The sequence below is a fragment of the Pseudoalteromonas sp. CO342X genome (assembly GCF_004208915.1).
Classification (GTDB): Bacteria; Pseudomonadota; Gammaproteobacteria; order Enterobacterales; family Alteromonadaceae; genus Pseudoalteromonas; species Pseudoalteromonas maricaloris.
The window spans coordinates 142,904-168,603 of the sequence record NZ_SGPH01000039.1 but is presented as its reverse complement, the minus strand read 5'-3'; the positions used below and the strand labels follow the sequence as shown (position 1 = coordinate 168,603).

24 protein-coding genes are annotated in these 25,700 nt (G+C 43.2%); 6 read left to right on the top strand and 18 right to left on the bottom strand.

Annotated features, from left to right (window positions below):
- The first annotated feature begins 244 nt into the window (after positions 1-244).
- The 4 genes from EXT47_RS18825 (at position 245) to EXT47_RS18810 (ending at position 3,967) form a co-directional block, all read left to right on the top strand.
- Positions 245-1,462 (top strand): NnrS family protein, encoded by a 1,218-nt coding sequence (locus tag EXT47_RS18825; RefSeq protein WP_039491621.1) that lies wholly within the window; start codon positions 245-247, stop codon positions 1,460-1,462.
- 25 nt (positions 1,463-1,487) lie between these two features.
- The gene (gene hmpA, locus EXT47_RS18820; protein ID WP_130127305.1) at positions 1,488-2,657 is read left to right on the top strand and encodes an NO-inducible flavohemoprotein; all 1,170 of its coding nucleotides are present in this window, start codon (positions 1,488-1,490) and stop codon (positions 2,655-2,657) included.
- A 128-nt stretch (positions 2,658-2,785) separates the two neighbouring features.
- A complete protein-coding gene (locus tag EXT47_RS18815) occupies positions 2,786-3,259 on the top strand; it encodes a low molecular weight protein-tyrosine-phosphatase (RefSeq protein ID WP_039491626.1) in 474 nt (157 codons plus the stop codon).
- A 63-nt stretch (positions 3,260-3,322) separates the two neighbouring features.
- Entirely contained in the window at positions 3,323-3,967 is a 645-nt protein-coding gene (locus EXT47_RS18810) for a 2OG-Fe(II) oxygenase (protein ID WP_130127304.1), read from the top strand.
- Positions 3,968-4,006: 39 nt separating this feature from the next.
- Here EXT47_RS18810 and EXT47_RS18805 read toward each other — a convergent pair whose 3' ends face one another.
- From EXT47_RS18805 to EXT47_RS18725, 17 genes are all read right to left on the bottom strand, one after another.
- Positions 4,007-5,296 (bottom strand): PAS domain-containing sensor histidine kinase, encoded by a 1,290-nt coding sequence (locus EXT47_RS18805; RefSeq protein WP_130127303.1) that lies wholly within the window; start codon positions 5,294-5,296, stop codon positions 4,007-4,009.
- 8 nt (positions 5,297-5,304) lie between these two features.
- Entirely contained in the window at positions 5,305-6,645 is a 1,341-nt protein-coding gene (locus tag EXT47_RS18800; protein WP_130127302.1) for a sigma-54 dependent transcriptional regulator, read from the bottom strand.
- A 106-nt stretch (positions 6,646-6,751) separates the two neighbouring features.
- Positions 6,752-7,954 (bottom strand): ABC transporter permease, encoded by a 1,203-nt coding sequence (locus tag EXT47_RS18795; protein WP_039491633.1) that lies wholly within the window; start codon positions 7,952-7,954, stop codon positions 6,752-6,754.
- 18 nt (positions 7,955-7,972) lie between these two features.
- Positions 7,973-9,286, bottom strand: coding sequence for an ABC transporter permease (locus EXT47_RS18790; RefSeq protein ID WP_039491635.1), 1,314 nt, complete (start codon positions 9,284-9,286; stop codon positions 7,973-7,975).
- A 3-nt stretch (positions 9,287-9,289) separates the two neighbouring features.
- Complete coding sequence (locus tag EXT47_RS18785) at positions 9,290-10,012, bottom strand: ABC transporter ATP-binding protein (protein ID WP_039491636.1); 723 nt, start codon at positions 10,010-10,012, stop codon at positions 9,290-9,292.
- A gap of 14 nt (positions 10,013-10,026) precedes the next feature.
- Positions 10,027-11,283: an efflux RND transporter periplasmic adaptor subunit gene (locus tag EXT47_RS18780; protein ID WP_130127301.1), complete on the bottom strand. Its 1,257-nt coding sequence runs from the start codon at positions 11,281-11,283 to the stop codon at positions 10,027-10,029.
- Positions 11,284-11,683: 400 nt separating this feature from the next.
- The gene (locus EXT47_RS18775; protein ID WP_039491642.1) at positions 11,684-13,081 is read right to left on the bottom strand and encodes an ATP-binding protein; all 1,398 of its coding nucleotides are present in this window, start codon (positions 13,079-13,081) and stop codon (positions 11,684-11,686) included.
- A gap of 181 nt (positions 13,082-13,262) precedes the next feature.
- Positions 13,263-13,841 carry a thymidine kinase gene (locus tag EXT47_RS18770; protein WP_010374832.1) on the bottom strand — a complete coding sequence of 193 codons (579 nt, stop codon included), beginning with the start codon at positions 13,839-13,841 and terminating at the stop codon, positions 13,263-13,265.
- Positions 13,842-13,897: 56 nt separating this feature from the next.
- A complete protein-coding gene (locus tag EXT47_RS18765; RefSeq protein ID WP_223193763.1) occupies positions 13,898-14,623 on the bottom strand; it encodes an amino acid ABC transporter substrate-binding protein in 726 nt (241 codons plus the stop codon).
- 104 nt (positions 14,624-14,727) lie between these two features.
- Positions 14,728-15,189, bottom strand: a complete 462-nt coding sequence (locus EXT47_RS18760) for a methylated-DNA--[protein]-cysteine S-methyltransferase (protein ID WP_039491647.1) — start codon at positions 15,187-15,189, stop codon at positions 14,728-14,730.
- Positions 15,186-16,544 (bottom strand): AlkA N-terminal domain-containing protein, encoded by a 1,359-nt coding sequence (locus EXT47_RS18755; protein ID WP_039491650.1) that lies wholly within the window; start codon positions 16,542-16,544, stop codon positions 15,186-15,188. Before EXT47_RS18755 ends, EXT47_RS18760 begins: the two co-directional genes overlap by 4 nt.
- 142 nt (positions 16,545-16,686) lie before the next feature.
- A complete protein-coding gene (locus EXT47_RS18750; RefSeq protein WP_039491653.1) occupies positions 16,687-17,298 on the bottom strand; it encodes a superoxide dismutase in 612 nt (203 codons plus the stop codon).
- 14 nt (positions 17,299-17,312) lie between these two features.
- Entirely contained in the window at positions 17,313-17,831 is a 519-nt protein-coding gene (locus EXT47_RS18745) for a hypothetical protein (protein WP_039491655.1), read from the bottom strand.
- 107 nt (positions 17,832-17,938) lie between these two features.
- Complete coding sequence (locus EXT47_RS18740) at positions 17,939-18,823, bottom strand: cation diffusion facilitator family transporter (RefSeq protein WP_039491658.1); 885 nt, start codon at positions 18,821-18,823, stop codon at positions 17,939-17,941.
- Positions 18,824-18,880: 57 nt separating this feature from the next.
- Positions 18,881-22,009 (bottom strand): efflux RND transporter permease subunit, encoded by a 3,129-nt coding sequence (locus EXT47_RS18735; protein WP_039491660.1) that lies wholly within the window; start codon positions 22,007-22,009, stop codon positions 18,881-18,883.
- Positions 22,010-22,022: 13 nt separating this feature from the next.
- Positions 22,023-23,132 (bottom strand): efflux RND transporter periplasmic adaptor subunit, encoded by a 1,110-nt coding sequence (locus EXT47_RS18730; protein WP_130127300.1) that lies wholly within the window; start codon positions 23,130-23,132, stop codon positions 22,023-22,025.
- A gap of 383 nt (positions 23,133-23,515) precedes the next feature.
- A complete protein-coding gene (locus EXT47_RS18725; protein WP_130127299.1) occupies positions 23,516-23,842 on the bottom strand; it encodes a DUF2946 family protein in 327 nt (108 codons plus the stop codon).
- Positions 23,843-24,114: 272 nt separating this feature from the next.
- On the opposite strand from EXT47_RS18725, the gene bfr (EXT47_RS18720) reads away from it, so the two are divergent.
- Positions 24,115-24,582, top strand: coding sequence for a bacterioferritin (gene bfr, locus EXT47_RS18720; protein WP_130127298.1), 468 nt, complete (start codon positions 24,115-24,117; stop codon positions 24,580-24,582).
- A 15-nt stretch (positions 24,583-24,597) separates the two neighbouring features.
- On the top strand, positions 24,598-25,062 hold the full coding sequence (gene bfr / locus EXT47_RS18715) for a bacterioferritin (RefSeq protein WP_039491668.1): 465 nt from the start codon (positions 24,598-24,600) through the stop codon (positions 25,060-25,062).
- 32 nt (positions 25,063-25,094) lie between these two features.
- On the opposite strand, the gene EXT47_RS18710 is transcribed toward bfr (EXT47_RS18715), so the two are convergent.
- Positions 25,095-25,289 (bottom strand): (2Fe-2S)-binding protein, encoded by a 195-nt coding sequence (locus EXT47_RS18710; RefSeq protein ID WP_010375238.1) that lies wholly within the window; start codon positions 25,287-25,289, stop codon positions 25,095-25,097.
- Positions 25,290-25,700: the final 411 nt, after the last annotated feature.

Here is a 25,700-nt window from a genome sequence, read left to right as displayed (position 1 = left end):
AACATTCGCAGAGTTAACGATGAGCCGTGCATACCAACTTTTAAGATTTAGCAACATCGCCATTTTCACATCTCTCGCAGCGTTTATGCTGTCACTGCAAGTGAGTTTTTTTAGCGTTGAAAGCTTCAGCCTTTTCTCACAAATTGCAGCGCATATTAGTACTATCGTATTGGCCGCCTTGATTAAGCTTGCCTACGTCATCCGCCTTGTTTGTCTATACCACCTAGGTTTGGAGGTTAAATAAATGAGTTTAATCCAATTAGAAGAGCCCAGCCCAAAAGCAGTGTGTTGGTATACACCATCTACTTGGCCCGTGTTGATGCTCGGCTTTAGAGCACTATTTTTACTCGCGGGCCTATTCGCTGTCGTGAGTATTTCTGTGTGGGCTTTATTGCTCAATGGCAATGTTGTTTGGCGTAATGATTACCCAGCGACCTATTGGCACGCCCACGAGATGCTATTTGGCTTTGGCGGTGCTGTCGTCGCCGGTTTTTTGCTAACCGCGGCAAAAAATTGGACGCAAAGACAGACATTACATGGTGGCGCACTGCTGTCACTCTGTATTATCTGGTGTGCTGCTAGGCTGAGCTTTTTTGTGGCAACTTCATCAATCATCATCACCTTGCTACTACAACTGGGTTTTTGGCTCATTGTTCTAATCAACTTAACGAGCGTAATTGTTGATGCAAAATCCAAAAACAATCGTGTTTTTATTTTTGCTGTAAGTATGTTGTGTGGCTGCAACATCATATTTTTAATTTTACTTCACAACCAGCACTTCTTATTGTTGAGCGCTATAAGCCAAGCAACGCTAGTTGCTTACATGCTGTTGATTGGTGTAGTGGGTGGCCGCGTTATTCCATTTTTTATTGCCCGAGGATTGCAGCAAGCACAAAAACCACATACTCCAAGGTTAGACAGGACGATTTTCTACCTCGCCATCATCTGCGTTTTCACCTATATCCTGCAGTTTGCGATACCAAATACTCACTATTTAAGTGTCGCACTCCTGCTCCTTGGGCTACTGCACTCGATAAGAGCAACCTATTGGTTTAACGGTAAATTATTTAACGTACCACTGCTTTGGTCATTATATCTTTCATACTGTGCAATCGCAGTGGGTTTAATACTTAGCGCATACAACAACACCTTTGCACCAGAGCATTTGCGCAGCCATCTTCACTTAGTGGCAATTAATGGCATGGGATTAATGATCTTAGCCATGATGACTCGCGTTACCTTGGGCCACACTGGTCGACTATTACAGGTAGGCACGACAACTATACTGGCGTTTATCTGTATCGCGGTATCAGGTCTTATCCGCGCATTCCTTATTCACTTTATAAACCCGCACAATGCATGGCTGTTAAGTGCCGTGGCTTGGGTTTTTGGTTTTATGCTTTTTTTCATTACCTTCGCGCCCATGCTGATACAAAAACGCGTCGATGGGCGAATGGGTTAACTCTACTCTCAAATTGGAGATATTAATGCTTACAAACAACACGATTGAGTTGGTAAAACAAAGTGCACCGCTATTGGCTCAGGTCGGTCCCGAGATCACCGCCAAGTTTTATCATAGCATGTTCAATCAACACCCTGAGTTAAAAGGGGTATTCAACCAATCCCATCAGGCTTCGGGAAAACAGCCGTTGGCACTATTTGCAGCATTAGCGGCCTATGCCAATTACATTGATCAACCAGAAGTGCTCAGTGACGCCATTTTACGTATCAACCATAAGCACGTTAGCCTTGGGATTTTACCTGAGCAATACGCTATTGTTGGCCGGCATTTAATTGCAACACTCAAAGCCGAGTTCAGCGAGCAATTTACAGACGAAATAGAGCAAGCTTGGCTTAGTGCCTACCAGTTTTTAGCCGATTTATTTATCACCGCAGAGCATGGCCTGTATCAAACCGCGCTTGAGCAGCAAGGTGGGTGGCAAGGAACTCGTGAATTTACAATTGAAAAGGTGATAAGCAATACTGAAAATATTAAAAGCTTTTATCTCAAGCCTGTCGACGGTAAAGCCCTACCTCATTACCAAGCTGGACAATTTGTTTCTGTCTTTGTACCAAAAGAAGTGGCAGGGTTTCAGCAGATCCGCCAATACTCTTTGTCTGTTGCCCCCAACGGTTCGTACCTTAGGATCTCTACTAAACACGACGGTGCGGTATCGCAATATCTTCATACACTTAAGGCGGGCGACACTCTCAAGCTCACTCCACCAGCTGGAGACTTTGTCAGACAACACACAGCCAGTCCAAAGGTATACATTAGCGCTGGGGTTGGAATAACCCCTATGCTTTGCATGCTTGGTGTTCATAGCCAACATTCACCTGAAGTCGAAGCACACTTTTTACACGCGAATAAAACTCACAGTGACTTAGGTTTCAATCAAGAAATCAATGAGCTTGGTAGCAATATCCGAGATTTTAATGTGGTTACTTGGTTGGAGTCAGAAGCCGAGGGTACGCATTCTGGGCTGATGGATATCAACGCAATCAAAGATACTTTGCCGCTCACAGACGGAGAGTTCTATCTATGCGGCCCGGTTGCCTTTATGCGCTTTATCAAAACCCAACTGATGAATGCCAGTGTACAAGCCGAGCAAATATTCTATGAGGTATTCGGTCCTCACGAAAACCTCCCAAACTAACGAGTTAAATTTGGCGCCCTAATACTGTTGGTATTAGCCGGCGCCTTATATTTTGCTCTGAATTAAAAAGTCGGTAGACTTGGAGAATGAATACTATTGGTATAAAAGCGTACTTGAAGGACAACAATATGAGCGCAATTTCTAGTATCTTAGTCGTCTGCATGGGTAATATCTGCCGCTCTCCAACTATGGAGGCGGTATTAAAGCATAAACTCGCAGCAACAGAGTTAACAATCCGTATCGATTCCGCTGGCACCATTGGCTATCATCAAGGTAACCCTCCGGATCCACGAAGTGTCGCAGCAGGCAGCGCAAGAGGGTATGACTTTTCAGGCATTTCAGCGCAGCAAGTAAAACCCAGCGATTTTGAAGATTACGACTTAGTTTTGTGTGCAGACAACGCTAATTACCGCGATCTACTCTCCATTTGTCCTAACGACTTAGCGCATAAAGTTCAGCTGTTTTTAGCGTTTGGTGACATGACCGAGCATGAAGTGCCTGATCCTTATTATGGTGGTGAACGTGGCTTTGAACATGTGCTTGATTTAATCGAAGCCGCCAGCGAAAACATCATTAACAAAATTCGCTTATCGACAAGGTGAAATTAACTCGCTGGATCGGTACCAAACAAAGCGGTAAAAAGACCTTTTTCAGAGGCGCCGCTATTGTTAGATTTAGACTTAGAATTTCCGTTCGAGAAATTAGCTCAGGACTTACAAACCACAGGCATTAGTATTTTGCCAAATTTCGTCAGTCCCGACATTTTATCCAAGTTGGAATTGAGAATAGCGGAGCTAAGCAATGATGATTTTAAGCAAGCTGGCATTGGTCGTTTAGCCTCTCACGAACAAAATAAGAAAATTCGCAGAGATAAAATTCACTGGCTAGATAGCAGCAATGAGTTGGAATCTGTTTGGCTCAACTACATGGGCGAGCTAAAAGCCTATTTAAACAGACGGCTGTTTATGGGACTTTTTAGCTATGAAAGCCACTTTGCCATTTATCCTTCAGGGGCGTTTTACAAAAAGCATATTGACGCCTTTAAGGGAAGAACCAACCGTATTTTGACCACGGTATTGTACTTAAATCAGTCATGGGCGTCAGACAATGGCGGCGAGCTAGTTGTTTATAATCCCAATAATCACGAGGAGATACTCACAACGGTACTGCCAAGTTATGGCACACTAGTTACCTTTTTAAGTGATGAATTTCCTCATGAAGTATTAGTTGCCAACGAAAAGCGCTATTCAATTGCAGGGTGGTTTAGGGTTAACGCCAGCATTAACCATTCGATTGATCCACCAAAATAATTGATGAGCTCAGTCTTAAGTTTATTATCCTGAGTAAATTCAGGATAATTTGTTCGGTAACCGAATTTCGACGCACAAACCTTTACCTTCGCGATTATAGAGGCTGATCTTACCGTTGTGTGCTTCCACAATTTCTCTGCACAGCGCTAAACCAAGCCCTGTTCCTGACGCTTTGGTAGAGTAAAATGGAATTAAGGCATTCGCCATCACGGTGTCACTCATGCCTTCACCTCTATCGAGCACCCAAATATAAGCTTCGTCGCTGCGCTGCTCAGATTGAACACAGATTTCCTGTATCTCAGAGCCAGACTCAGTCGCATTCTTTATCAAATTAATAAGTAACTGTTCTAACTGTGTCGTGTCTGCTTGTAACTGCGTTTGATTAAGCTGATATTGGAATGACCAATGGCTTTGCAGCCGCTCACACAAAACCTGCAAATCCACAGATTCAATGATTGGCAAAGGAAGTTTGGCGAACTTACCATAGCCCTGAACAAACTCGCTAAGGTGCACAATGCGCTCTTCTATCGTCGCAAAGACTCGACTTAGCCTAGGTTCATCCACGCGTTCAGCCAAGATCTGTCCGCTGTGCAGCATAGATGAAATAGGCCCTAATGAGTTGTTTAACTCATGGCTAATGATGCGGATCACTTTCTTCCAAACTTGCACTTCTTGGCGGCTCAACTCTCGAGTGAATTGCTTAAAAATATATAATTTGTGAAAGTGGTTGTTGAGTAATAACTCACCGTTGGCGAGATGCCACATTTGCGACTCACCACTGCTGCTTTGTATTGAGAACAAGCCATCAAGTTGGTTGTTTGCAGCTTGATGAAGTTCATCCGGAACTTCGGATAACAACCTACTAAAACGCTCACCTTCAAGGCGATGCTCACAGTTAAAAAACGTTTTTGCACTATTGTTAGCAAATACCACCACACCCTGTGAGTCGACAAGGACAAGTACCTGAGGTGACGACTCAAGCACTTTATCTAGCATCAGCTCACGCTGATAAATCCATTGTTTTTCATCTCTTAACTGTTTTGCCGTTTCATTGAATAGCTGACACAGTCGACCGAGCTCATTGTTAGCGTTATAGGTAATGGACGTAGAAAATTCGCCATCCTTAAAGTTCATCAAGCCGACTTCTAGCGCCTCCCACCCCGCTTTGTTTTCACGCATTAATAGTTTATACAGCAGTAGTGCAACACTGACGGAGCCCAGTACTATTACAATGAAACCGCTGTGATCATCGAGTAAAAACCATAAAGGAATAAGGCCAATCATAATACTGATGGCAATGATCAATATATGTTGCTGCGATGTCGTCATTATTGTCCTTAATATTCAATGCCAAACTTTTGCAAGCGACGATAAAGCGCTTGTCTACTCATGTTAAAGTGTCGCGCCACTTTCGCAATCACGCCAAGATGAGTCTTGAGCGCCTGCTCCAATTCTTCTTTACTGGGTTCTCGTATGGTATGTGATACGCTAACTTGTGCTGTATTTGCCTGCACATCAAGACCAAAATCCTTCGCACTGAGCTCGCCATCATGGTTCAATACAGCCGCCCGTTTACAGGCATTTTCAAGCTCCCGTACGTTACCAGGCCAAGGGTGTTCACATAATGCTTGCTGGGCATCCGAAGTAAGCCTCCTTGCAGGTAAAAAATGCGCGACCAAAGGTAAAATATCATCCACTCGCTTTGACAACGCGGGTAAGTTTAGCTCGATGACATTTAAGCGATAATATAGATCCTCACGAAATTTCCCCCCTCGAATATCCGCTAGCAGATCCGCGTTCGTTGCTGAGATGACACGAGCCGAGACTTTTTTTGTCTCGACTGAACCCAACCTCTCAAACTCGCCACTTTGCAAAACACGTAGCAATTTTGTTTGCCCAGGAAGAGGTAAATTACCAATCTCATCCAAAAATAACGTGCCTTTATCAGCAGCTTCAAAGCGACCAATACGCTGCTTATTCGCGCCGGTATAAGCACCGCTCTCAGCACCAAATAACTCAGCTTCGATTAAGTCACTTGGGAGCGCGCCTGCATTCACTTTTACGAAGGGTTGGTTTTTTAGTGGTGAGTTCGCTTGAATGATCTCTGCGATTTTTTCTTTACCGCTACCATTTGGACCGGTTATTAACACTGACACATCAGATTTAGCGACTTGCAGCGCCATATCTATGACTCGCTGCATCGCCACCGATTTATATACAAACCCGCATAAATCCGCACCTTGATTAAACTGTTGGCGTTCTTGTTCAGCCCGTTCAAAGTTTGCAACTTGCTTATGTGCCTCACCAAGCGCAATGAGGTTTGCAATCGTGGTGAGTAACTTTTGATCGTCCCACGGCTTAGCTAGATAGTCTGCCGCTCCTGCTTTTACCAGTTCAACCGCCGTGGTGAGCTCAGTCCAAGCCGTTAATAAGATAATAGGGAGTTTTGCATTTAATGCTTTCAATTGGTGAAATAGCGCAGCCCCCTCCTCTCCTGATGTGGTGTCTGCACTAAAGTTCATATCTTGGATAACTAGTGCAATCTGCTGAAACGACACCACTTTAATTGCTTCTAACGGTGAGCACGTGGTAACCACTTGATAATCATGCAGCTCAAGTAACAATGACAGTGCATCAAGCACTGCTGGGTTATCATCCACAATTAAGATTTTATCCATATGATTTTATTCTTGTTATTACGTGTTACCTATACTAGCACAACTAATACAAGGCAAGTTACGTAATGCTAATCAGGCTGCTCGCACAACCCGATTAGCATAAGGGTTATACACTTCTTGTTGCAATACTCGGTGAAATGTTCGCCGCCTTTTTAGCAGGAAAAATAACTGACGCGATACAGAGCACGATAAGCCCCAGCGCCGTTATCAAAATATAGCTTACTTCTAGCGGCGGCACTGAATACAAAGACATTAGCTTTTGTCCTAGGAAAACCGTAGCCACAGTGCCAAGTACTAAGCCAATTGCACAAACAATGAGGTTTTCTACCACAAAGTAACGAACAATTGCAGACTTACGCGCCCCCAAAGCTCTGCGAGTACCAATCTGTTTAGTACGTTTACTGATATTAAACTGAGTAAGACCAAATATTCCCAGCGCCGTCACGACGACCAATGCAGTGATTAGCACTAGCAACATTCTTAGCATCAATAGGTCTTTAGAATTGTACTTTCCTTTCACCTCATCAAGCCCTTTAATGCCTGTGATCACACGACTAGGATTTTCTTGAAGCAGCGCCGCCTCTATTTTTTTCATTACTTCGCCACGCAAACTCGGATCTGTGCGAACTAAGAAATCTTGAAATCCATTCGCATTCACCATAGGAAAAATAATTAAGCGATCAGCATTTCTAAACCGCGGCCAAGCATTAGTCATACGCTCAACAATCCCCACGACTTTTAACGGGCCGCCACCATAATAAATCGTTTCGCCCAATCCTTTGCCCTCACCAAATATCTCGTCCGTAAACGCCTTACTAGCAATAACAACGTCTGGCTGCTTAGCATATTCACTTGAGATCAAGACATCACCAGATGTGAAATCACGACCTTCTATCAATTTTACGCCCAAGGTACGGATAACTTGTTCATTGGCGTATAAATGCCCCGAGTTTGTATGTTTACCATCGTCTTCTGGGGTTAAGCTGAATCCCGAATTGCTACCACCTCCTGAAAGCGGAACTGAACTCACTCCCACGGCTTCTATAACACCTGGGATACTTTTTAGTATTCTCTCATCAACGATAAGCTGTTGGTTTGCATCTACCTTGTCGTCAAACGACATGACACTGAAGGTAATTATCGACTCTTCAGGATAGCCAGTTGGCTTATTGAGATAGGTGACGCGCTCACTAATAATAGACAGCGAATTACTGACAATTGCCAGCGTTAGGGCAAGTTGCAGGATAGCAAGTACGGCACCAACTTTAGAGCGCAATAACGCATTGATTATGGGTTTTAATTCCAACATGGGACTCTCCTTATTGCCTTATTGCACTTTTAGATAAGTAGCAGGTGATGTTTTACACACTATCCAAGCTGGGTAAAGCCCTGCAAGAATACAAGTCACAATAGCGATGCTCGGCGCTGCTAACAGCATAGAGACATCCATCGTTGCAAGACTTTCGTATACATGACTAGTTTTGCGGATCCCCCATAAGCCAAGCTGAGCAAAAACTATCCCTATCACTCCCCCCATAAAACCAAGCAACGCCACTTCAACCAAGTGTTGGTAAAAGACTTGCGTTTTACTTGCGCCAAGTGCTCTTCTTACGCCAACATCAGGGGCACGTTTAAGAAATTTCGCAAGTAACAATCCAATAATATTGGCTAAGCAAACAGCAAGGAACATAAAACTTAAACCAATCATGACTTTGTTATCTTCACTAACCACATTATTGTACTCAAGCCATTCAGTGACATTTCGAAGTGAAAATTCTCGTGTTTTACGGTTAAATCTTCCCAAATCTTGTTGGGTTTGGATGTAATTATCCAGTTGTGTTGCTAACGCTTGTTGTTCTTTATCATTCTCTAATTCAACCCAAAACTGAGTCCAAAGCATTTCTGAATTCATTTTGTCCGTGAAGTTGTTAATCTCTTCCCTCTTCCAACCATTTGTATTTCCCCAAGTATCAATCTCATAAGCTGCCGCATGACTGAAGGGAATGAAGATACGTTCGGCATCAGCAAACGCGCCATTGTTTAAGTCATACATTTTGACGTTTGGCTGCCACTCCTTAGTTACCCCTACTACTTGATATCTTCGCTGCGCTAAATAAATACTTTCTCCCACCACATCACTGCGGCCAAATAACTTTTGTGCGATAGTTTCGTCAATAACAGTAACTGGTGCAGCATTGTCTGCTTGGCTTTGGCTCCACACTCCACCATACAAAAAATTCAACTCAAACATGGCGAAAAACTCTCGGGTTATTAGCCGTGTCGTTTGCAACATGGGGCTCACTTCGGGGTTGTTTACATGAACCGCAAAACCAGATTTAAACATCACGACTTTTTTGTCGATGTTTAGCGTTTGATACAGATTTTTCGCATCTAAAAATGTCAGCTGAAAGGGAATATCATCAGCTGAATGATAGGTTTGTCCCTCATCCATCACTTGTAGCTGTACAGCATAGAGTTTGCTACTTTTGCTTGGAATTGGATCGGCGGACATCATGTGATACACAGACAAACTCACCATAGTGACGCCAATGCCAATGGCAATAGCCAGCGCCATTAGGCTAGTCGCAAGCGGCGTGGCTTTTAGGCTACGCCAGGCTAAATCAAGGTAATGGGCAAACATAACTTACGCTCCCACCTGAGATTTCAACGCTTGTGAAGCCGCACCTTTACCTTGATACAAAGTAAAATCCGCAACCTGTCCATCTACAATCTGGATGTTTCTTGGTGTACGTCTTGCAAGCTCCGGATCATGGGTAACCATTACTATAGTTGCGCCGTCACGGTTAATTTGTTCTAGTAATTCCATCACCTGACGCGCCATTAAACTATCTAAATTCCCCGTTGGTTCATCGGCTAGTAAAAAGCGTGGCTCACCAGCAAGCGCTCTTGCAATAGCCACACGCTGCTGCTGTCCGCCGGACAACTGTTGTGGCAAGTGTTTTGCGCGGCCAGCAAGGCCAACTTGCTCGAGGCAGTTTTCAATTCTGCGCTTGCGCTCAGCCGCCTTGACACCACGATAGCGTAATGGCACTTCAACATTTTCGTACAAGTTTAAATCTGGGATAAGGTTAAAGCCTTGAAAAATAAAACCGATTTTTTGGTTTCGCAGATCAGCTCTTTGGTTGTCGTTGAGCTTGCCAACATCAATTCCATCTAGCATATATTGACCACTAGAGTACCCTTCTAGCATCCCAGCAATATTTAAGAAGGTCGTTTTACCTGAGCCTGAAGGACCTGTTACCGCGATAAACTCTCCTTCATTTACTTGCAGGTTAAAATCTCTGAGTGCGTGTGTTTGCACCATATCAGTTTGGTATACTTTGCCGATATTATTCATAACTAACATTATTATTTTCCTTCTTATCTTAATAAGATGCTGGGCGCACGTTCGAATGCGTCGTAACTACTGATGATGATTTGATCGCCTTGCTGTAAGCCATTAAGCACTTCAACTTCACTGATGCTTGAGGTACCGGTAGTGATCTCAATTCGCTCAGCGATATCACCACTTAGTTTGTAAGCAATGTGTCCACCTTCACTCATAAAAGCGCCACGTTTGACCATTAAGGTGTTTTCTTTGTGCTCTAGTAAAATCCGAGCAGACAAACGTTGATTTTGTCTAATGCCATCAATGTTTTCGTCCGAAAAGCGCACTCGAGTGGTGACTTCACGGTTATTTACTTCTGGAGAAATCGCAGATAACACGCCAGAAATATTTTGGTTGCCAATCCTAAGCTCGACAGCCATCCCGAGCCCAAGCTCTGCCGCATAACTTTCAGGAACCTGCAGCTCGGCTTCATAAGCACTTAAGTCAACGAGTTTCATCAACCCCTGATTGGCATTAACAAGCGCATTTTGATCAACTAATAAATTACCGACTATGCCTGAAACCGGCGCAATCACATCTAAACTTGCAACTTGACGTTTTAATTCTTCAACAATTAAGCGTTGCCTCTCAAGCTGATTCTCAACAGATTTAAGTTCAAAGGCCAAGGTATCTTTGCCTAGCGCAACTTCTTGCTCTGCATGATTGAAGTTTAATTTTGCCCGCGCGAGGTCGTCTTGCGCTTCTTCTAAATCAATTTGGCTGATGAGGTTTTTTTGGATAGATAACTGAGCTCGTCGGTCTTCTCTATCTGCCGCTAATAGTTCGACACGAGCAAGATCTAAGGAGCGATTTAATGCCAAGTTTTGACGTCTGACATCCAACTTCTTCCCTTCAAGCTCACCACTCAGTCTTTGCAGCTCCGCTTCTTCTTGTTGGAGCCGGTTGGTTAAAGTTGGACTTTTGACCGTGGCTAGCACTTCACCTTGAGTCACGCTATCACCCGCTTTAACCTGTAAAGAGACATAACCCTGCTCCGGACTGTAAATTTGTGGTGCATTTGCAGCAACGACAAAACCTGTGGCGGCAATATCGCGGGTAAACTCGCCGAAAGTCACGGCTGCAATTTGCACTCTATCTTTAGCCACGGAGCTACTAGCATTTGGCCCACCAAACACGACTTGTGCACTAAGCGCTGCAATAATGACAACACCCGCTATTATAAGACCGAGCTTCTTTTTAGATTTACCAGTTTGGAGCACTTCGTCTTGTCCGCTTGTGTCTTTAATCATAATGATTCTCCTCGAATTAACGAGTCAAATACCGCCACAACCGTTGCTACAGCCAACATCATCAAGGGTGAAATTAAAAAAGCAGTACTTAACCACATAACGTATCTTCTTTATTAGTTTGTATGCAGTAAAAGAGGCGAACTTTGTGCCAAAATTTAAGGCGTTGATTTTATTGATTTATTTTATTTTAGAAGTGGATAAAATATGTCCGCGGACGGAAAAAGTGTCCGCAGCGGACACTTCTCCACCTATAGCGCTATAACTTTAGGTGTCAGTCGCCACATTTCTGCATCTTAATATATCGACTGAAGAGATAACTTGAGGATTGGATAGATAGCGAACTAACTGATTTCTTTAAGTTCAGATTTAATAATTGGAGAGTGCATTAACCAGAGTTGAATCAAATAAGTGGCAAATTTATAGTCGCTCTGGTGCCTTTGCCTATAGTAGATTTTATGAGCAGTTCACCACCGTGAGATTTGATGATATTCGATGCGATAGTTAGCCCAAGTCCCACATGCTTTTCTGAAGCTTTAGTGGTATAAAACGGATCAAATACTCGATGTACCAGCTTATCCGCAATCCCCTCACCACAATCGAAGATATCGATAGAGAGTGTTTGATCCTCAACTTTCGTGTTTATTTTAATGGACTTTCGCATTCTACCCGTACTTTCTAAAGCGTTCTTTATGAGGCAGTAAATACTGTGTTCTAGGAGTGCTGGGGCACAGTGCAACTCAAACCGCTCTCCTTTTTCAAATTCAATCAAGCTCAAGTTTGTACCATCCAACTCCAAATTAATCATCACAGAATCCATAATTTGAGAATAGAATTCTACTTGCTGAAACTGAGTTTGATTACTCTCAAAAAACACACTCAGTTCTTTAACAATCAGTTGAATTCTGTCGAGTCCCGAGTGCATTTCAGCCATCACATCATCACTTTCACTCAAAGCCCAGTTTAGTTGATACTCTTTTTCCAATTCACTCAGCGATTTTGCACATTCAGGCGAGAGTTGCGAGTTATTTGCCAAAAATTGCCAAGCTCGATACAACTTAACCAACGAACTTTGTACAAACTCTAAGTTACTTTTTAAGTACGCAAGCGGATTATTTATTTCATGGGCGACACCCGCAGCAAACTGTCCTACTGAAGCGAGCTTTTCTGATTGGATCAACGCTTGCTGCTGCTCAGCAATACGGTTATATGCCTCTCTTAAGGCATCATTTGACGACTCAAGTTCATGGGTGCGCTGCTTGACCTTTTCTTCCAATCCTTCGTTAAGTTTGGTTAGTTCATCGGTCAACAACTCAAGTCGATTTAAATCTCGATAAGAGCGCAGCGAGCTGGTTAACATAGTGAATAGACGAGATTTTGTGAGGTCAGTTTTATTTTTATAGTCATTGATATCATAACGCAGCATGACTTCATGTTCAGGTACACTGCCAGGCTGACCGGTGCGCAGTACTATTCTCACGTTATGATAGCCAAGCTCTTCACGTATGTATTGCGCACATTCTAAGCCCGCTTCTTCACTTTCCATAATGACGTCTAGTAAAATCAATGCAACATCATCTCGATTGCTTAAAATATCAATCGCTTCTTTTTTGCTATAGGCATGAAGTAACTCAAGCGGTTTTAATTCAAACCGATAAGCCGTTAACACAAGTTTAGTCACATCATGCACTTCAGGTTCATCATCGACAATCAACACGACCCAAGGAGATGCACACTCATCTAGGCTTTGTTCATCAGGCTCTGAAACGTTTAAGAAAGATAATGGCTGCTGCTGACTCATTAAAATGACACCCTTACTCCTATTTCTTAAGGATGGTACAAATCCGCAGGTTTACCAAATTATTCGAACCAGAAAATGGTATATATTTAGCACTATGATAGGAAGAAATACTGAGTGACTATAGAACGGGATCTGTACTGTAAAGAAGCCACTCTTCACAGTACATCAGGTTTGAATATACTTATGCGCTTAGGGCATCCTTATAGTGTTTTCTACAAAGAGAAACATACCTATCGTTACCACCAATCACAACTTGATCGCCATCCGCAATAGCTTTGCCGTGCTCATCGGTGCGAAGCACTCGGTTTGCTTTGCGACCGCAGTGACAGATGGTTTTTAGCTCAATCAATTTATCTGCCCATGCCAGCAAATATTGCGAGCCTTCAAACAGCTCACCACGAAAGTCCGTTCTAAGACCATAGCATAATACCGGGATCCGCAGTTCATCGACAATATCCGTCAGCTCTGCGACTTGAGCTTTTGTTAGAAACTGGCACTCATCTACCAATACACAGTCAATTTTATTCTCGGTATGAGCAGACATCAGTAGTGCTTTCACATCTGTTTGGCTTTCAAAAACTTGCGCCTCAGCCTCTAAACCGATACGCGACGCTACTTTGCCCACACCAGCACGGTTATCAATTGCAGCTGTGATAATAAACGGGCGCATGCCTCGCTCTCGGTAGTTAAATGCCGACTGCAATAAAGTCGTAGATTTACCGGCATTCATTGCCGAATAGTAAAAATAAAGCTGAGCCATAATAGATATTTCGAAATAAAAATTCGCGCTAGTTTACTGACTAACGATTAAAAGATCTATTGCTTATCCATTTGGGTGGTTTGTGAACGTAAATACTCACTATATAAGGTGTCGAGGTTAATAAGCTGACTTGCACGCCACACTTTCCAGCTTAACTCAGGGTGCTGCTGATAAAACTGCTCAGAAAATGCCATAAAACCAAACGACGTTTCTAACGGTGGAAAAACCGCTTCTAAGTGGTTAAAGGGAGGTGATAATGTGATTGGCATATTACCGATTTGGCAAAGACCTATGGTCGCATCAAGTAATTCATTTTCAACCAGGGCAATAGCATGCTCCAACGAGTCGGTTTCAAATATGGAAAAATGCTTTGGCATACTTTCTCGAATCGCATAGCCACGAGGGACTGCGAGTTCTATTTCTTTGCTCAGATTTAATGTTGCTTTATTGGTTTTGCTTTTGAGTAAACAAGTGCTGATCCGATTAATTGCATATTGCTGTGCAACAGTGCCATCGGGGTTCTTTGGATATGCCATTAGCCCTTCTCTAGACGCTCGATGGCTTGCCACCACGGCATCAACTTTACCATTTTCCAGCTCATGCAAACAACGGCTCCATGGCTTTCGAGTGTAGGTGAAGCTCACCTCTTTTACGTGCTCGTCAAGCTGTTGTACTATCTGGATCGTGACGCCTGGATTTGCCGATGGCACAGTTTGTCCTGCACCATGGATAAAGGGTGGAGCATGTTTATCTTCATAACAAAAGCGAACCTCTGTTGCCATACAGGCCCACGAAGTAAAAACGCAAAAAACAATAAATAGCAGTCTCAACATTCACTCCAAACATATAGTCAATCGAAATAACAACGATTAACCACTAGTATACTCTATTTTTTGAAGCTCACTCCCTCATGTTGTAACAACCACTCTTTCGCTTCAAGTCCGCCAGCATATCCTGTTAGTTTGCCATTTGCACCAATAATGCGATGACAAGGCACGATGATACTAATTGGATTTTTGCCGTTAGCAGCGCCAACAGCACGGACAGCATTTTTGTTTCCTAAGCGCTCAGCTATCCAACCATAACTATGCGTTTCACCAAATGGTACTTGTGCCAACACCTGCCAGACTTGCTTTTGAAAGTGCGTACCATCCACATCAAGCGCCACATCAAAGCGTTGGCGTTTGCCAGCAAAGTATTCTGTTAACTGTTTTTTTGCCATTTCTGTATGCCGATTTTCCCCTTGCTCGTAACGCGCTTTTGGAAAAAAGCCGACATATCGTAAACCATTGTTGGATGCTTGTATTATCCACTCTCCAGTGGGGGAGGCTAAGGTAGTTTCAATCATAATTGTTGCCATAGTTGAAAAGTTAGATAAGAACGAAAAGGAGCACACTTTTCAATATCTATTGTTTTTAAGGATTTTTCCATTGCCTTTTTGACACCCAAATCACCACCCAAGTATATGTCTGGGTGACTCAATCCGCGCATTTTTGCATAGTCGACAGTCCAAGGACCTATACCTTTAATATTTAACCAGTTATCAAGTTCAACATGTTCCGAACCAACGTATTGCTCAGCAAAAGCTTTAATAGCCGCCTTTCGTCGCTCAGGCATTTTGAAAAAGGCAAGATCACTATCAAATACGGCCTTAGGCTTAGGGAAATAACGCATGCCATCTTCAGCCACCTCACCGAGCGTTTCGACCAATAAAGCGAGTAAGTTTCTCGCCGCTTGAACACTGATTTGTTGACCTAAAATAGCTCTCATGCCCGCTTCAAACTCACTCCAGATCCCGGGTAATCTGAGTCCCTCTTGTAGCGGCAAATCAGGCGCGGCTTCATGAAGGTGAGACTCAATAAAACAGGTGTCCGCATCTAAATCTAACACCCGCCTGATCTGTGCAATCATCTGAACTAACAAGGATAAATCGCTGAGCGCGATAGCCACTTTAAAGCGATGTTTTTCAGGCTCGATTGTCGCGGTGAAACGCCCTGTTTCACCTTGTATCATGACGGTTCGCCCATAACTGTTTTCTGTTAACCACTCGATACCTGGCACAATTCTCATTGCTAAAAACTGCTGCATTTTATCCCAGTTGTACGGTGGTCGATAAGACAAGTAAATCGCAATGGCAGAGCCACTACCGGCGTCTTTTCTAAGTTGACTTGGTGATAACTGATACAGCTTTTGGAATGCATCATTAAAGCGTCGTAATGAATTAAACCCGGCGGCAAACGCGACTTGCGTGACAGGAAGGTCACTTTGCTGTAATAGCTGCTTAGCTAAGTCACATTGCTTATAAAGTGCATATTGTTTGGGGCTCGTACCAAAATATTGATTGAATACTTTATTTAAGTAACGGACCGAAATACCTAACCTATCGGCTAAGTCTTCTGTCGAGTGACGTATTAAAGCGCCCTCATCGATTAACTTTTTGGCTCTGACTGCGGTTGTTTCCGTGCCAAGCCATGCATAACTGCCCGGTGCACTATCGGGGCGACAGCGAATACAAGGCCTAAAGCCTGCTTGCGCAGCATTGTGGGCAAATTGAAAATACTCTACATTCTCTTCTTTTGCAGCAGGTGCAGGGCATATTGGCCGACAATAAATACCGGTGCTCTTGACCGCAACAAAAAACAACCCATCAAATCTAGCATCGCGACTATTTCTAGCTTGAGAACAAACTTCTGGTGTATACATGACTTTCGCTCGTACTTCGTTTTCACTCAGTCTAATAGCTATCACTATAGCAAACTAGCCATTTTTGGTACTCAACCATGTTTGGAGTATTCATGAAAAAAGCCCGCTAGGGGCTTAACTAACTGAGGAAATAAGAAAAGTACTAACCTATTGCTTGATTATATCTGCGCTCGACTTCAGACCAATTAATGACGTTGTAAAAAGCCGCGATGTATTCTGGTCGACGATTCTGATATTTGAGGTAATAAGCATGTTCCCACACATCTAAACCCAATATTGGGGTGTGCTGCTCCATGTAGGGACTATCTTGGTTAAGACTACTCGTCACCGCTAACTTGCCATTTTCATCTACAACTAACCATGCCCAGCCACTGCCAAACCGACTGACAGCTGCGTTTGTAAATTCAGTTTTAAAGCTTTCAAAACCGCCGAGCTCACTTTCTATCGCTTGTTTTAACGGCCCGTCACATAAAGGCGCATAATTTGGAGTCATAATTTGCCAGAACAAACTATGGTTATTGTGCCCGCCGACATGTTCTTGCACTGCTTTTTGTAAGTTTTCAGGTAACGTTTTAATATTTCTCAGCAACGTTTCGGTGTCTTTACCTGCGAACTCCGTCCCCTCTAACGCGGCGTTTGCTTTATTTATATATGTCTGATGATGCAAAGTATGATGGATCTCCATCGTTTTCGCGTCGATATGTGGTTCCAGTGCATCATATGCGTACGGTAACTCAGGTAAGGTATAAGCCATTCGACCTCCAAATGTTAATGTAAAACGCGAGCATGCAGGTGCGTTACCAGCATCGCTTCGTTAATTTGATGAATAAGCTCAGGTAAGTGCGGATAGCGTTTTGCAAAATAGATCAACTCTTGTCGAGTTTTATGCAAATGATGCAAGACAATAGGTGCAAGTTCGTTGGCATATTCTAGGTAAGTTGCATGTATCTTCAGATGGATTGAGATAAGTTGCTGGCACGCTCTATTTGGCTGTTCTAGCGCAATAAAAGTGTCAGCTAGATTATGCGCGGATACCACGACAGCTGGCAAACTATGCGCTATGGCACTCATCACGACATTGTCTTTTTGGCATAATAAAAATTCATCTAAAATACCTGTTGCGAGTGTCAATGCAACCTGATATTCGTCGCGAGCACGCAGAAATATTTGCGCTTGGTATGCTTGATTACCAGAGAGTATTTTAGCTTGCCAAGGTGACAGCACTGAAGATAACGCGCAAGCTCCGCTGGCTAAGCGATTTGCACTAAGGTCCATGCGATTTTTCATATTCTACCCTATTACCGAACTAGCTTACTTGTGCAAGCAAACCAGTATGAGCTATTGGGGCACTATACGATCACACAAACATTAATGCAAACCATTTTCATTTGTATTTATTTAATTTCTACACACTGATGTGTTACCAAAGAGTCCTCGGTTAATTCAAGTGTGGTATGCGACAATCCAAACCGCGACTGTAACCCCTCTTTTAACCGCACTAGCGTGCTTTGGTCGCTCAAGGACGTAATGATAACTTGCGCCTCTAAAATATATTCATGCTCATTGAGCTGCCAAACATGAATATGGCTTACTGTCTTAACATTCTCTTGAGTCTCAAGGTATTCCTTCACTTCTTGAATATTCATATTATCTGGCGTTGCCTGCATGAGAATTCTAATACTACTTTTACTCAGTTCTACGCCATGGTAAATCACGTACGCGGAGATCAACACAGTGGCGATAAGATCCACCACATACCATTGATATAAGATGATTAATGTTCCAGCCACTATCACCGCAACGGAAGCCGCAGCATCAGAAACATTGTGAATAAATGCCGCACGAATATTTAGGCTGGTTTTTGCACCTGCAGAATAGGTAATAAGCGCTGTGATAACATCGATAACTAACGCCAAGGCCGCGAGCCACACCACTATCCAGCCATCAATTGGCTCTGGATTTAAAAATCGAGAAATCGCCTCAAATAGCAGATAAACCCCAACAACAATGAGTGTCGCGCTATTTATTAACGCCCCGATTATTTCAGCGCGTTGATAGCCATAAGTGAGTTCAAGTGAGGCCGGCTTTCTTGCAACTTTTTGAGCGACTAACGCGATAATAAGCGCACCGGCGTCACTTAAATTATGTAACGCATCAGCAACCAAAGAGAGACTGCCAGAAAGAATGCCACCAACGACCTGCGCGACACTCAGTAGAATATTAACAAATACGGCCCAACCGAGCTTGTTTCCATGATGGTGATGATGTGCATGAGACATACTCAATCCTATTTATTGATCCGAAGAAGGGGCCACTTTCAATGGCCCCCACAGGCATTACGAATTTTTAATTTGCTTTGAGAATAGTGGATAAAGTGCTGGCAATACAAACAAAGTCAGCAAGGTTGACGTTAATAATCCACCAACAATTACACTGGCAAGCGGCCTTTGAATTTCAGCGCCCACTCCTGTCGATAACAGCATAGGAATAAGTCCAAGTGCTGAGGTTATCGCAGTCATAAGCACGGGTCTAAGCCTTGAAATTGCTCCCTCAAAGACACCTGAATGAAGCGATTCTCCCGCAGCCAATCGCTGGTTTATGCTCTCAACCATGACCACACCATTGAGTACCGCGACACCGAATAAGGTGATAAACCCAACCGAGCTTGGGACCGATAGATATTGCCCTGAGATATATAAAGAAAATACCCCACCAATAACCGCAAGCGGCACGTTCACTAAAATAAGCGCAGCCTGAGCCATTGAACCAAATGCAAAGTAAAGCAAGAGTGCTATTAGCGCCAAAGATAGCGGCACCACGATTGCCAAGCGTTTTTGTGCTCGTTGCTGGTTTTCAAATTGACCTCCTATTTCGACACCATAACCTGTTGGTAAGTCAACTTTACTATCAATAGCCGCGCGAATATCACTTACTACACTGCCCATATCCCGACCTTGCACATTAGCTTGGATCACCACTCGACGTTGAACGTCATCTCGCCTTACTTGCGGTGGACCAGATTGATATTCAACATTCGCAACATCAGCCAACCGGATCCACGCCCCTGAACTTGATTGTAAACGTATTTCTTCAATGGTCTGTTTGCTTTGACGGTACTTAGGTGCCAAGCGGACATAAATATCATAGCGTTCGTTACCGTTGATGACCTGCCCCGCTTTACTGCCACCAATGCCATCTTGCACTAATGCCATAACGTCGCCAACAGCTAAACCATAGCGCGATAACGCTTGACGTTTTGGGGTGATGATCAGCTGTGACTCACCAGCTATTTGCTCAAGTTGTACGCCCTCTGTTCCTTCAACTTGCGCCACGGCAGCCTCAATTTCCTTGCCTTTTTTTGCAAGCACAGCTAAGTCTGGGCCAAACAACTTAATCGCCAACTGCGCTTTAACACCTGAGAGTAATTCATCGACACGCGTCGCAATAGGCTGTGAAAAATTAAACAGTAAGCCGGGATAAGCCGATAGTTTTTGTTCCATCAAAGCTTGTAATTCGTAGCGATTATTTGCGCTTTGCCACTGTGCTACTGGCGCAAGGCCAATATAGATTTCAATGTTATTTACCGGTTCAGGATCGCCCCCTATCTCCGCTCGACCAATTCTGCTTAGCGCGTAGTTTACCTCAGGAAAAGTGAGCAGCATTTTTTCCAGCTCAGGCGCAACATTAAGCGCAGTTTCAAGACTGGCGGAAGGTGCCAGCGTTACCCTTAGGTTGATAGTGCCTTCTTCAAGCTCCGGGACAAACTCGGTACCAATTTTAGTGAATGTAAAGCCAGCCGCCGCCATCAATAATATGACCATTGCCATCAACAACTTTTGCCTATGCAACACCCGATTTAACGTCCAGCGGTAGCCTTTTTCTAACGCGACGAGAATAATACTCTCTCGCGCTTTAACGCCATGTTTAAATAAGTAGGTCGCAAGTGCTGGGACAATGATAAGGGCTACAAATATCGCCGCAATAACTGCCAAAATAATACTGATTGCCATAGGTTGAAATAGTTTAGCTTCAACCCCTTCAAAACTAAATAACGGGGTGAACACCACTAAGATAATACTGGCAGCAAAAAAGATTGGCCTTGCCACTTCCTTTCCTGCGAGCTCAACAATGAGTCCTACAGAGAAGTCATCACTTTCCTTTTGCCTTGTTAGGTGTTTAAAGATGTTTTCTACCATCACCACTGAGCCGTCAACTAACATCCCTATCGCGACTGCGATACCGCCTAGCGACATTAAGTTGGCCGATACGCCAAGCCACGCCATAACCACAAGTGCAATGGCAATTGAAATAGGAATTGAAATGAGCACCAGAAAAGTCGCTCTCAGGTTCATTAAAAACAGCGCGAGCACCACAACGATAAAAATAAATGCCAGTGCCAAGGCTTCAACGACTGATTGTACTGCTTTGCTGATTAAATCAGACTGGTCGTAAAAAGGCTCAAACCTTACCCCTTCGGGTAATGCTTTATTAATAAGTTCTACGCGGTTGTTAATGCTATCAATGGTTGCTTTGGTGTTTGCTCCCATTCGCTTGAGCACTATGCCTGTTACGACTTCACCGAGCTGTTCCACTTCACCAGAGGCGCTTTTTCTAGACATCGTCACAGCGCCTTGACGGATTTCTCCACCAATCGATACAGTGGCAACCTGAGCCACAGTCACGACCGTGCCATCAATGGTTTTGACGGGCACGTTGGCAATCTCCTGGATCCCCTTCTCCCCACTTTGAAACCAACCAGTTCCGCGGATCACCAACTGCTCTTGACCGCGCTCGAGATACCAGCCGCCGACATTTTGGTTATTACGCTCGATGGCACTCACTACATCTTGCTGAGTGAGTGCATAAGCCAATAGCTTATTTGGGTCGATATTGACTTGATACTGACGCACATCGCCGCCAAAGGCCAATACATCAGTTACTCCGTCAATTGGCATAATTAACAGCTTGACCACCCAGTCATTGAGACTACGCAAGGCCATTGCATCATATTCAGAGTTCGGCTCGCTCATCAGCATATATTGAAATACTTGCCCAAGCCCTGACGTATTTGGCCCCATTTCCGGCGTACCCACACCACTTGGGATCAACTCCTTTGCAGCTTGGAGGCGCTCAAATACCAACTGTCTGGCAAAATAGATATCGGTGCCTTCCTTAAATACCACCGTAACGCCAGATAGACCTGTTTTAGAAATTGAACGCACTTGCTGCACATCAGGCAAGGCATACATTACAGCCTCAATTGGATAGGTGATTAACTGCTCAACCTCTTCCGCTGCCAGTCCCGGCGCTTCAGTATTCACCGCAACCTGCACATTCGTTACATCGGGAAACGCATCTAAGTTGAGTTTTGGAATAGTCACGCTAGCAGTTGCTGTGATAACGAGTAAAAAAAGAATAATTAGAAGCCGATTGTTTACAGACCAATCGATAATTCGATTAAACATGATGAGGCTCCCCTTAATGGTTATGCGGATCGAAGCCTGATTTGGCTTGTTCTGAGGCAATAAAGAACGCTCCGGTTACGGCCACGCGCTCACCCACAGCCAAACCGATAACTTCAACCTGAGCGCCAAAGTCTTCACCTAAAGTCACTTCTTTGGGATGGAACTCGCCGGGCGCTTCTTCTATGTACACCACCCAATCACCGTCAGGACCGCGACTTAACGCGTCTGCAGGTAGCGCAATGGTTGACTCCTTTGAAGGTATGATAAAGTTGACGTTTACAAACATCCCTGCGTGTAGCTTGTCGTCACTATTTTCAACCAATAGGCGGATCTGTCTGGTTCGAGTAATGGGGTCGATAGTATGCGCTTCTTGGATAACACGAGCCGCATATTGCTGATCTTCAATGCCAATCAATGCTTTAGAGTTAACCGCTAACGAAAGTTGAGAGTTGGGTTGTAAACGTGCTTCTACCCATAGCTCGCTTTCATCAGTGATTGCCATTAAAGTTGTGCCAGAAGCAACATGCTGGCCCTGAGTAAAGGCATCTTGAGTTACCACCCCCTCGCGCTCAGCAACGAGCGTATATTGGCCAAGTTCACTGGCGGGCTTAGTGGCTATTTCTTTAATCTCTTTTTCTGTTACTCCAAGTGCCAACAACTTTGAATAAGCCGAACTAAAATCGGCACTTGCTTGAACGCGTTCACGCTCACTGATGGTTTCTTTACTTAAGCGTTTAACTCTATCCCATTCTGTTGAAGCGACCAAATACTGCGCTTGGGCCTGCGCCATTGTCTCCGAGAATAAGGTGATAAGTGGGTCGTTAACATTAACCATAGAACCAAGCGTAGTGTGTCGCTTTAACACGATTGAATCGGCTCTTGGCGATACTAAATAGCTGGTATAGCCATTGGCTTTTACTTCCCCAGGCGCAAAATAAAAGCGCTCATGGCTTTCCAGCTTGACTTCTTTGGTCTGAATTCCAGCAAAACGCATCTGCTGTTGCGTTAGTACGATGGCATTTTCTTCCTCTTCATGTTCTTCATGACCGTCGCCGGCATATGCTAGCGAGCTAAAAAGCGCGTTCACCGCGAAATAGATGGAGAAAATTTTAAAGTTTGTCATTCGATACTCTTTTACTCAAGAACGTAAGTTGACGTTCAAAACCGTTAGCTTGTTTAACGAATTGCACCAAGCATTGCTTTTACAGTGCCAATTCGTAAACAAGAATGCGCTTCTCAAGCAGACGTGATTTATCTGTAATCAACGCCATCAGCTAAGAAGGAGTAATACCAATTAGTGTTAACGTAGCTCATTGACTTAATACAATTGGTATAAACGGAGTAGGCAGTACCACTGAAAGCAGGACACATAAGCATGGAAAACAGGCCTAGTTGTTTACTCACGAGCACGAATTTGCGCTAAGTCGGATTTATCAATTTACTCATCAACCTAAACTCGGGTTAGTGAAGTTAAATTGAGGTCACGCCTTCAATGATAACCGCTACTTAAGCGATCGGTGGACGATGTGCTTGCTCTACAAAAGCGCGCACTTTGGTATCTGATTGAGGATAAATTTCGCTATTTGGTCGCATTTCAAAGGGGAGTAAAGATTTTAAAATCACTAAATTCAAATGCGTCCCACTGCAATGACCACAGTGGTGGCAATCTTTTGTATGATGTCCGCTGGAGTCTGCTTGCACATCTTCAGCATGGTCGTGAGTATGTTGGAGGTGAGACACTTCGATTTGATGGAAGCTAGATTCAGACGCAAATACACTTACGGATTGCACCGCAAGTAGAAGCATCACAAAAATCAGGATTAGCTTATTCAAATCTACACTTCTCTTTAACACAAAAGATCGATGTCAATTTACCACCTGCTCTTGTCCTGTCAATAGTAGCACTAAGCTTTAAGTCTTATTTTTTGCTGTCATTACTGACCTTACTCAAAATGAAATAACAATAATTTGCATTGTTAGGCCAAAACATCAACTTAAATGCGAATTATAATCAATATATAACACTATGTTTTATAAAGATTTTTCATTGACACATCACATAAATCCGTTAGACTAGCCGCATATTCACAGTTTGAGGTAACAGCATGCAAGGTAAACAAAAAGTCATCGACGCATTCAATAAGCTATTAGCCAATGAGCTTGCAGCTATCGATCAATATTTCATCCATTCACGTATGTACGAAGATTGGGGTTTGAGCAAACTATACCAACGCCTTGAGCACGAACGTGAAGAAGAAACGACGCATGCAGATTGGTTGATCAAACGCATTCTTTTCTTGGAAGGGGTACCTAACATGACAAAGCGTCGTGATCTACTCATCGGCCAAGATGTTAAATCTATGATGGAAAACGACTTAAAACTGGAGCTTGAAGTCGTCGAATGCGTTAAAGAAGCAATCAAAATCTGTGAAGAAGAGCAAGATTACCAATCTCGTGAAACGCTTGAAAAGCTGTTGTTTGATACAGAAGAAGATCATGTTTACTGGCTAGAGCAGCAAATTCGCCTGATTGATCTTATCGGTGCTCCTAATTATACCCAATCTCAGCTTTAATTAAGGACTCTACAAATGAAAGGTAATAAAGAAGTAATCGTAGCCCTTAATAAAGTCTTGGCCAATGAATTGGTGGGTATCAATCAATACTTTTTGCACGCACGTATGTTTAAAGACTTTGGTTTTAGCCAGTTAGATAAAGCGGATTATAAAGTTTCAATCCAAAAAATGAAAAACGCTGACCGCCTTATCGAGCGAATTTTGTTCTTAGAAGGCCTGCCTAATTTACAAGATTTAGGTCGTTTAAAGATTGGTGAAAACAGCGCTGAGATGATTGATTGCAATATGGCATTTGAGCAAGCATCTTTGGTTGATCTGCAAGCAGCAATTAAATTGTGTGAAGAAAAGCAAGATTACATTAGCCGTGAAGCGCTAGACAAAATTCAAAACGAGCAAGAAGAGCAAATTGACTGGCTTGAAACTCAGCAGCACCTAATTAAGGTGATGGGAATAGAAAACTACTTACAGTCTCAACTATAAGTATTTAATTGAGGTTGCGTGATAATGTGTCGTTACGCAACCTGATCAGTGACATCAACAATAGCAATCAGCTTTTCATTTAAAATTTTCTTCGCACAGTTACAGCATTTTCCACACTGCTTACCAACAGATAATGTCTGACTAAGATCACGCATCGAACGAGCACCATTGTCTATCGTCTCTGCAATCTTTTTATCTGTAACACCATGACAAATGCATACGTACATAAATGAAAACCAATCTCAAACTCATTAACTGCAAACGAGTTTAATCTAAACGATAACAATTATCAACACATACCTTAGCTATAAATGCGAATTATTTTTCTTTGTAAGCTGCTGCAAAGACTTAGTGATTCATGCTCAGCAAAACACCTTTCTCTAGCCGATGGTTATTTCTATAAAATTAAGAAAAATCCAATAAAACTGCTACGCTTAAATTAACTTGATAAGCGTTACTTTACACATAAGAGTAAAGGTGCTCTTGCATCCAAGTAGATTGTTTTATTTGCTACAAATGACAAACCTTAAACATGTATAAATTGTTAAATATATTGCATAAAAACCAAGGTTTAAGTTGATTTCAATCTAGTATTTCCGCTAGACTGCGCGTCACCGCTAACAGTTTTATTAGCGCGG

Bases quoted from the DNA above. Each gene is read 5' to 3' on its own strand.
- EXT47_RS18755 (WP_039491650.1), bottom strand. From the start codon at position 16,544: ATGTATACACCAGAAGTTTGTTCTCAAGCTAGAAATAGTCGCGATGCT.
- EXT47_RS18710 (WP_010375238.1), bottom strand. From the start codon at position 25,289: ATGTACGTATGCATTTGTCATGGTGTTACAGATAAAAAGATTGCAGAG.
- EXT47_RS18745 (WP_039491655.1), bottom strand. From the start codon at position 17,831: ATGAAAAATCGCATGGACCTTAGTGCAAATCGCTTAGCCAGCGGAGCT.
- EXT47_RS18825 (WP_039491621.1), top strand. From the start codon at position 245: ATGAGTTTAATCCAATTAGAAGAGCCCAGCCCAAAAGCAGTGTGTTGG.
- EXT47_RS18800 (WP_130127302.1), bottom strand. From the start codon at position 6,645: ATGGATAAAATCTTAATTGTGGATGATAACCCAGCAGTGCTTGATGCA.
- EXT47_RS18730 (WP_130127300.1), bottom strand. From the start codon at position 23,132: ATGACAAACTTTAAAATTTTCTCCATCTATTTCGCGGTGAACGCGCTT.
- EXT47_RS18805 (WP_130127303.1), bottom strand. From the start codon at position 5,296: ATGACGACATCGCAGCAACATATATTGATCATTGCCATCAGTATTATG.
- EXT47_RS18735 (WP_039491660.1), bottom strand. From the start codon at position 22,009: ATGTTTAATCGAATTATCGATTGGTCTGTAAACAATCGGCTTCTAATT.
- EXT47_RS18815 (WP_039491626.1), top strand. From the start codon at position 2,786: ATGAGCGCAATTTCTAGTATCTTAGTCGTCTGCATGGGTAATATCTGC.
- EXT47_RS18795 (WP_039491633.1), bottom strand. From the start codon at position 7,954: ATGTTGGAATTAAAACCCATAATCAATGCGTTATTGCGCTCTAAAGTT.
- EXT47_RS18780 (WP_130127301.1), bottom strand. From the start codon at position 11,283: ATGATTAAAGACACAAGCGGACAAGACGAAGTGCTCCAAACTGGTAAA.
- EXT47_RS18775 (WP_039491642.1), bottom strand. From the start codon at position 13,081: ATGAGTCAGCAGCAGCCATTATCTTTCTTAAACGTTTCAGAGCCTGAT.
- EXT47_RS18765 (WP_223193763.1), bottom strand. From the start codon at position 14,623: ATGGCAACAGAGGTTCGCTTTTGTTATGAAGATAAACATGCTCCACCC.
- EXT47_RS18790 (WP_039491635.1), bottom strand. From the start codon at position 9,286: ATGTTTGCCCATTACCTTGATTTAGCCTGGCGTAGCCTAAAAGCCACG.
- bfr (WP_130127298.1), top strand. From the start codon at position 24,115: ATGCAAGGTAAACAAAAAGTCATCGACGCATTCAATAAGCTATTAGCC.
- EXT47_RS18770 (WP_010374832.1), bottom strand. From the start codon at position 13,841: ATGGCTCAGCTTTATTTTTACTATTCGGCAATGAATGCCGGTAAATCT.
- EXT47_RS18750 (WP_039491653.1), bottom strand. From the start codon at position 17,298: ATGGCTTATACCTTACCTGAGTTACCGTACGCATATGATGCACTGGAA.
- EXT47_RS18740 (WP_039491658.1), bottom strand. From the start codon at position 18,823: ATGTCTCATGCACATCATCACCATCATGGAAACAAGCTCGGTTGGGCC.
- bfr (WP_039491668.1), top strand. From the start codon at position 24,598: ATGAAAGGTAATAAAGAAGTAATCGTAGCCCTTAATAAAGTCTTGGCC.
- hmpA (WP_130127305.1), top strand. From the start codon at position 1,488: ATGCTTACAAACAACACGATTGAGTTGGTAAAACAAAGTGCACCGCTA.
- EXT47_RS18760 (WP_039491647.1), bottom strand. From the start codon at position 15,189: ATGATTGAAACTACCTTAGCCTCCCCCACTGGAGAGTGGATAATACAA.
- EXT47_RS18785 (WP_039491636.1), bottom strand. From the start codon at position 10,012: ATGTTAGTTATGAATAATATCGGCAAAGTATACCAAACTGATATGGTG.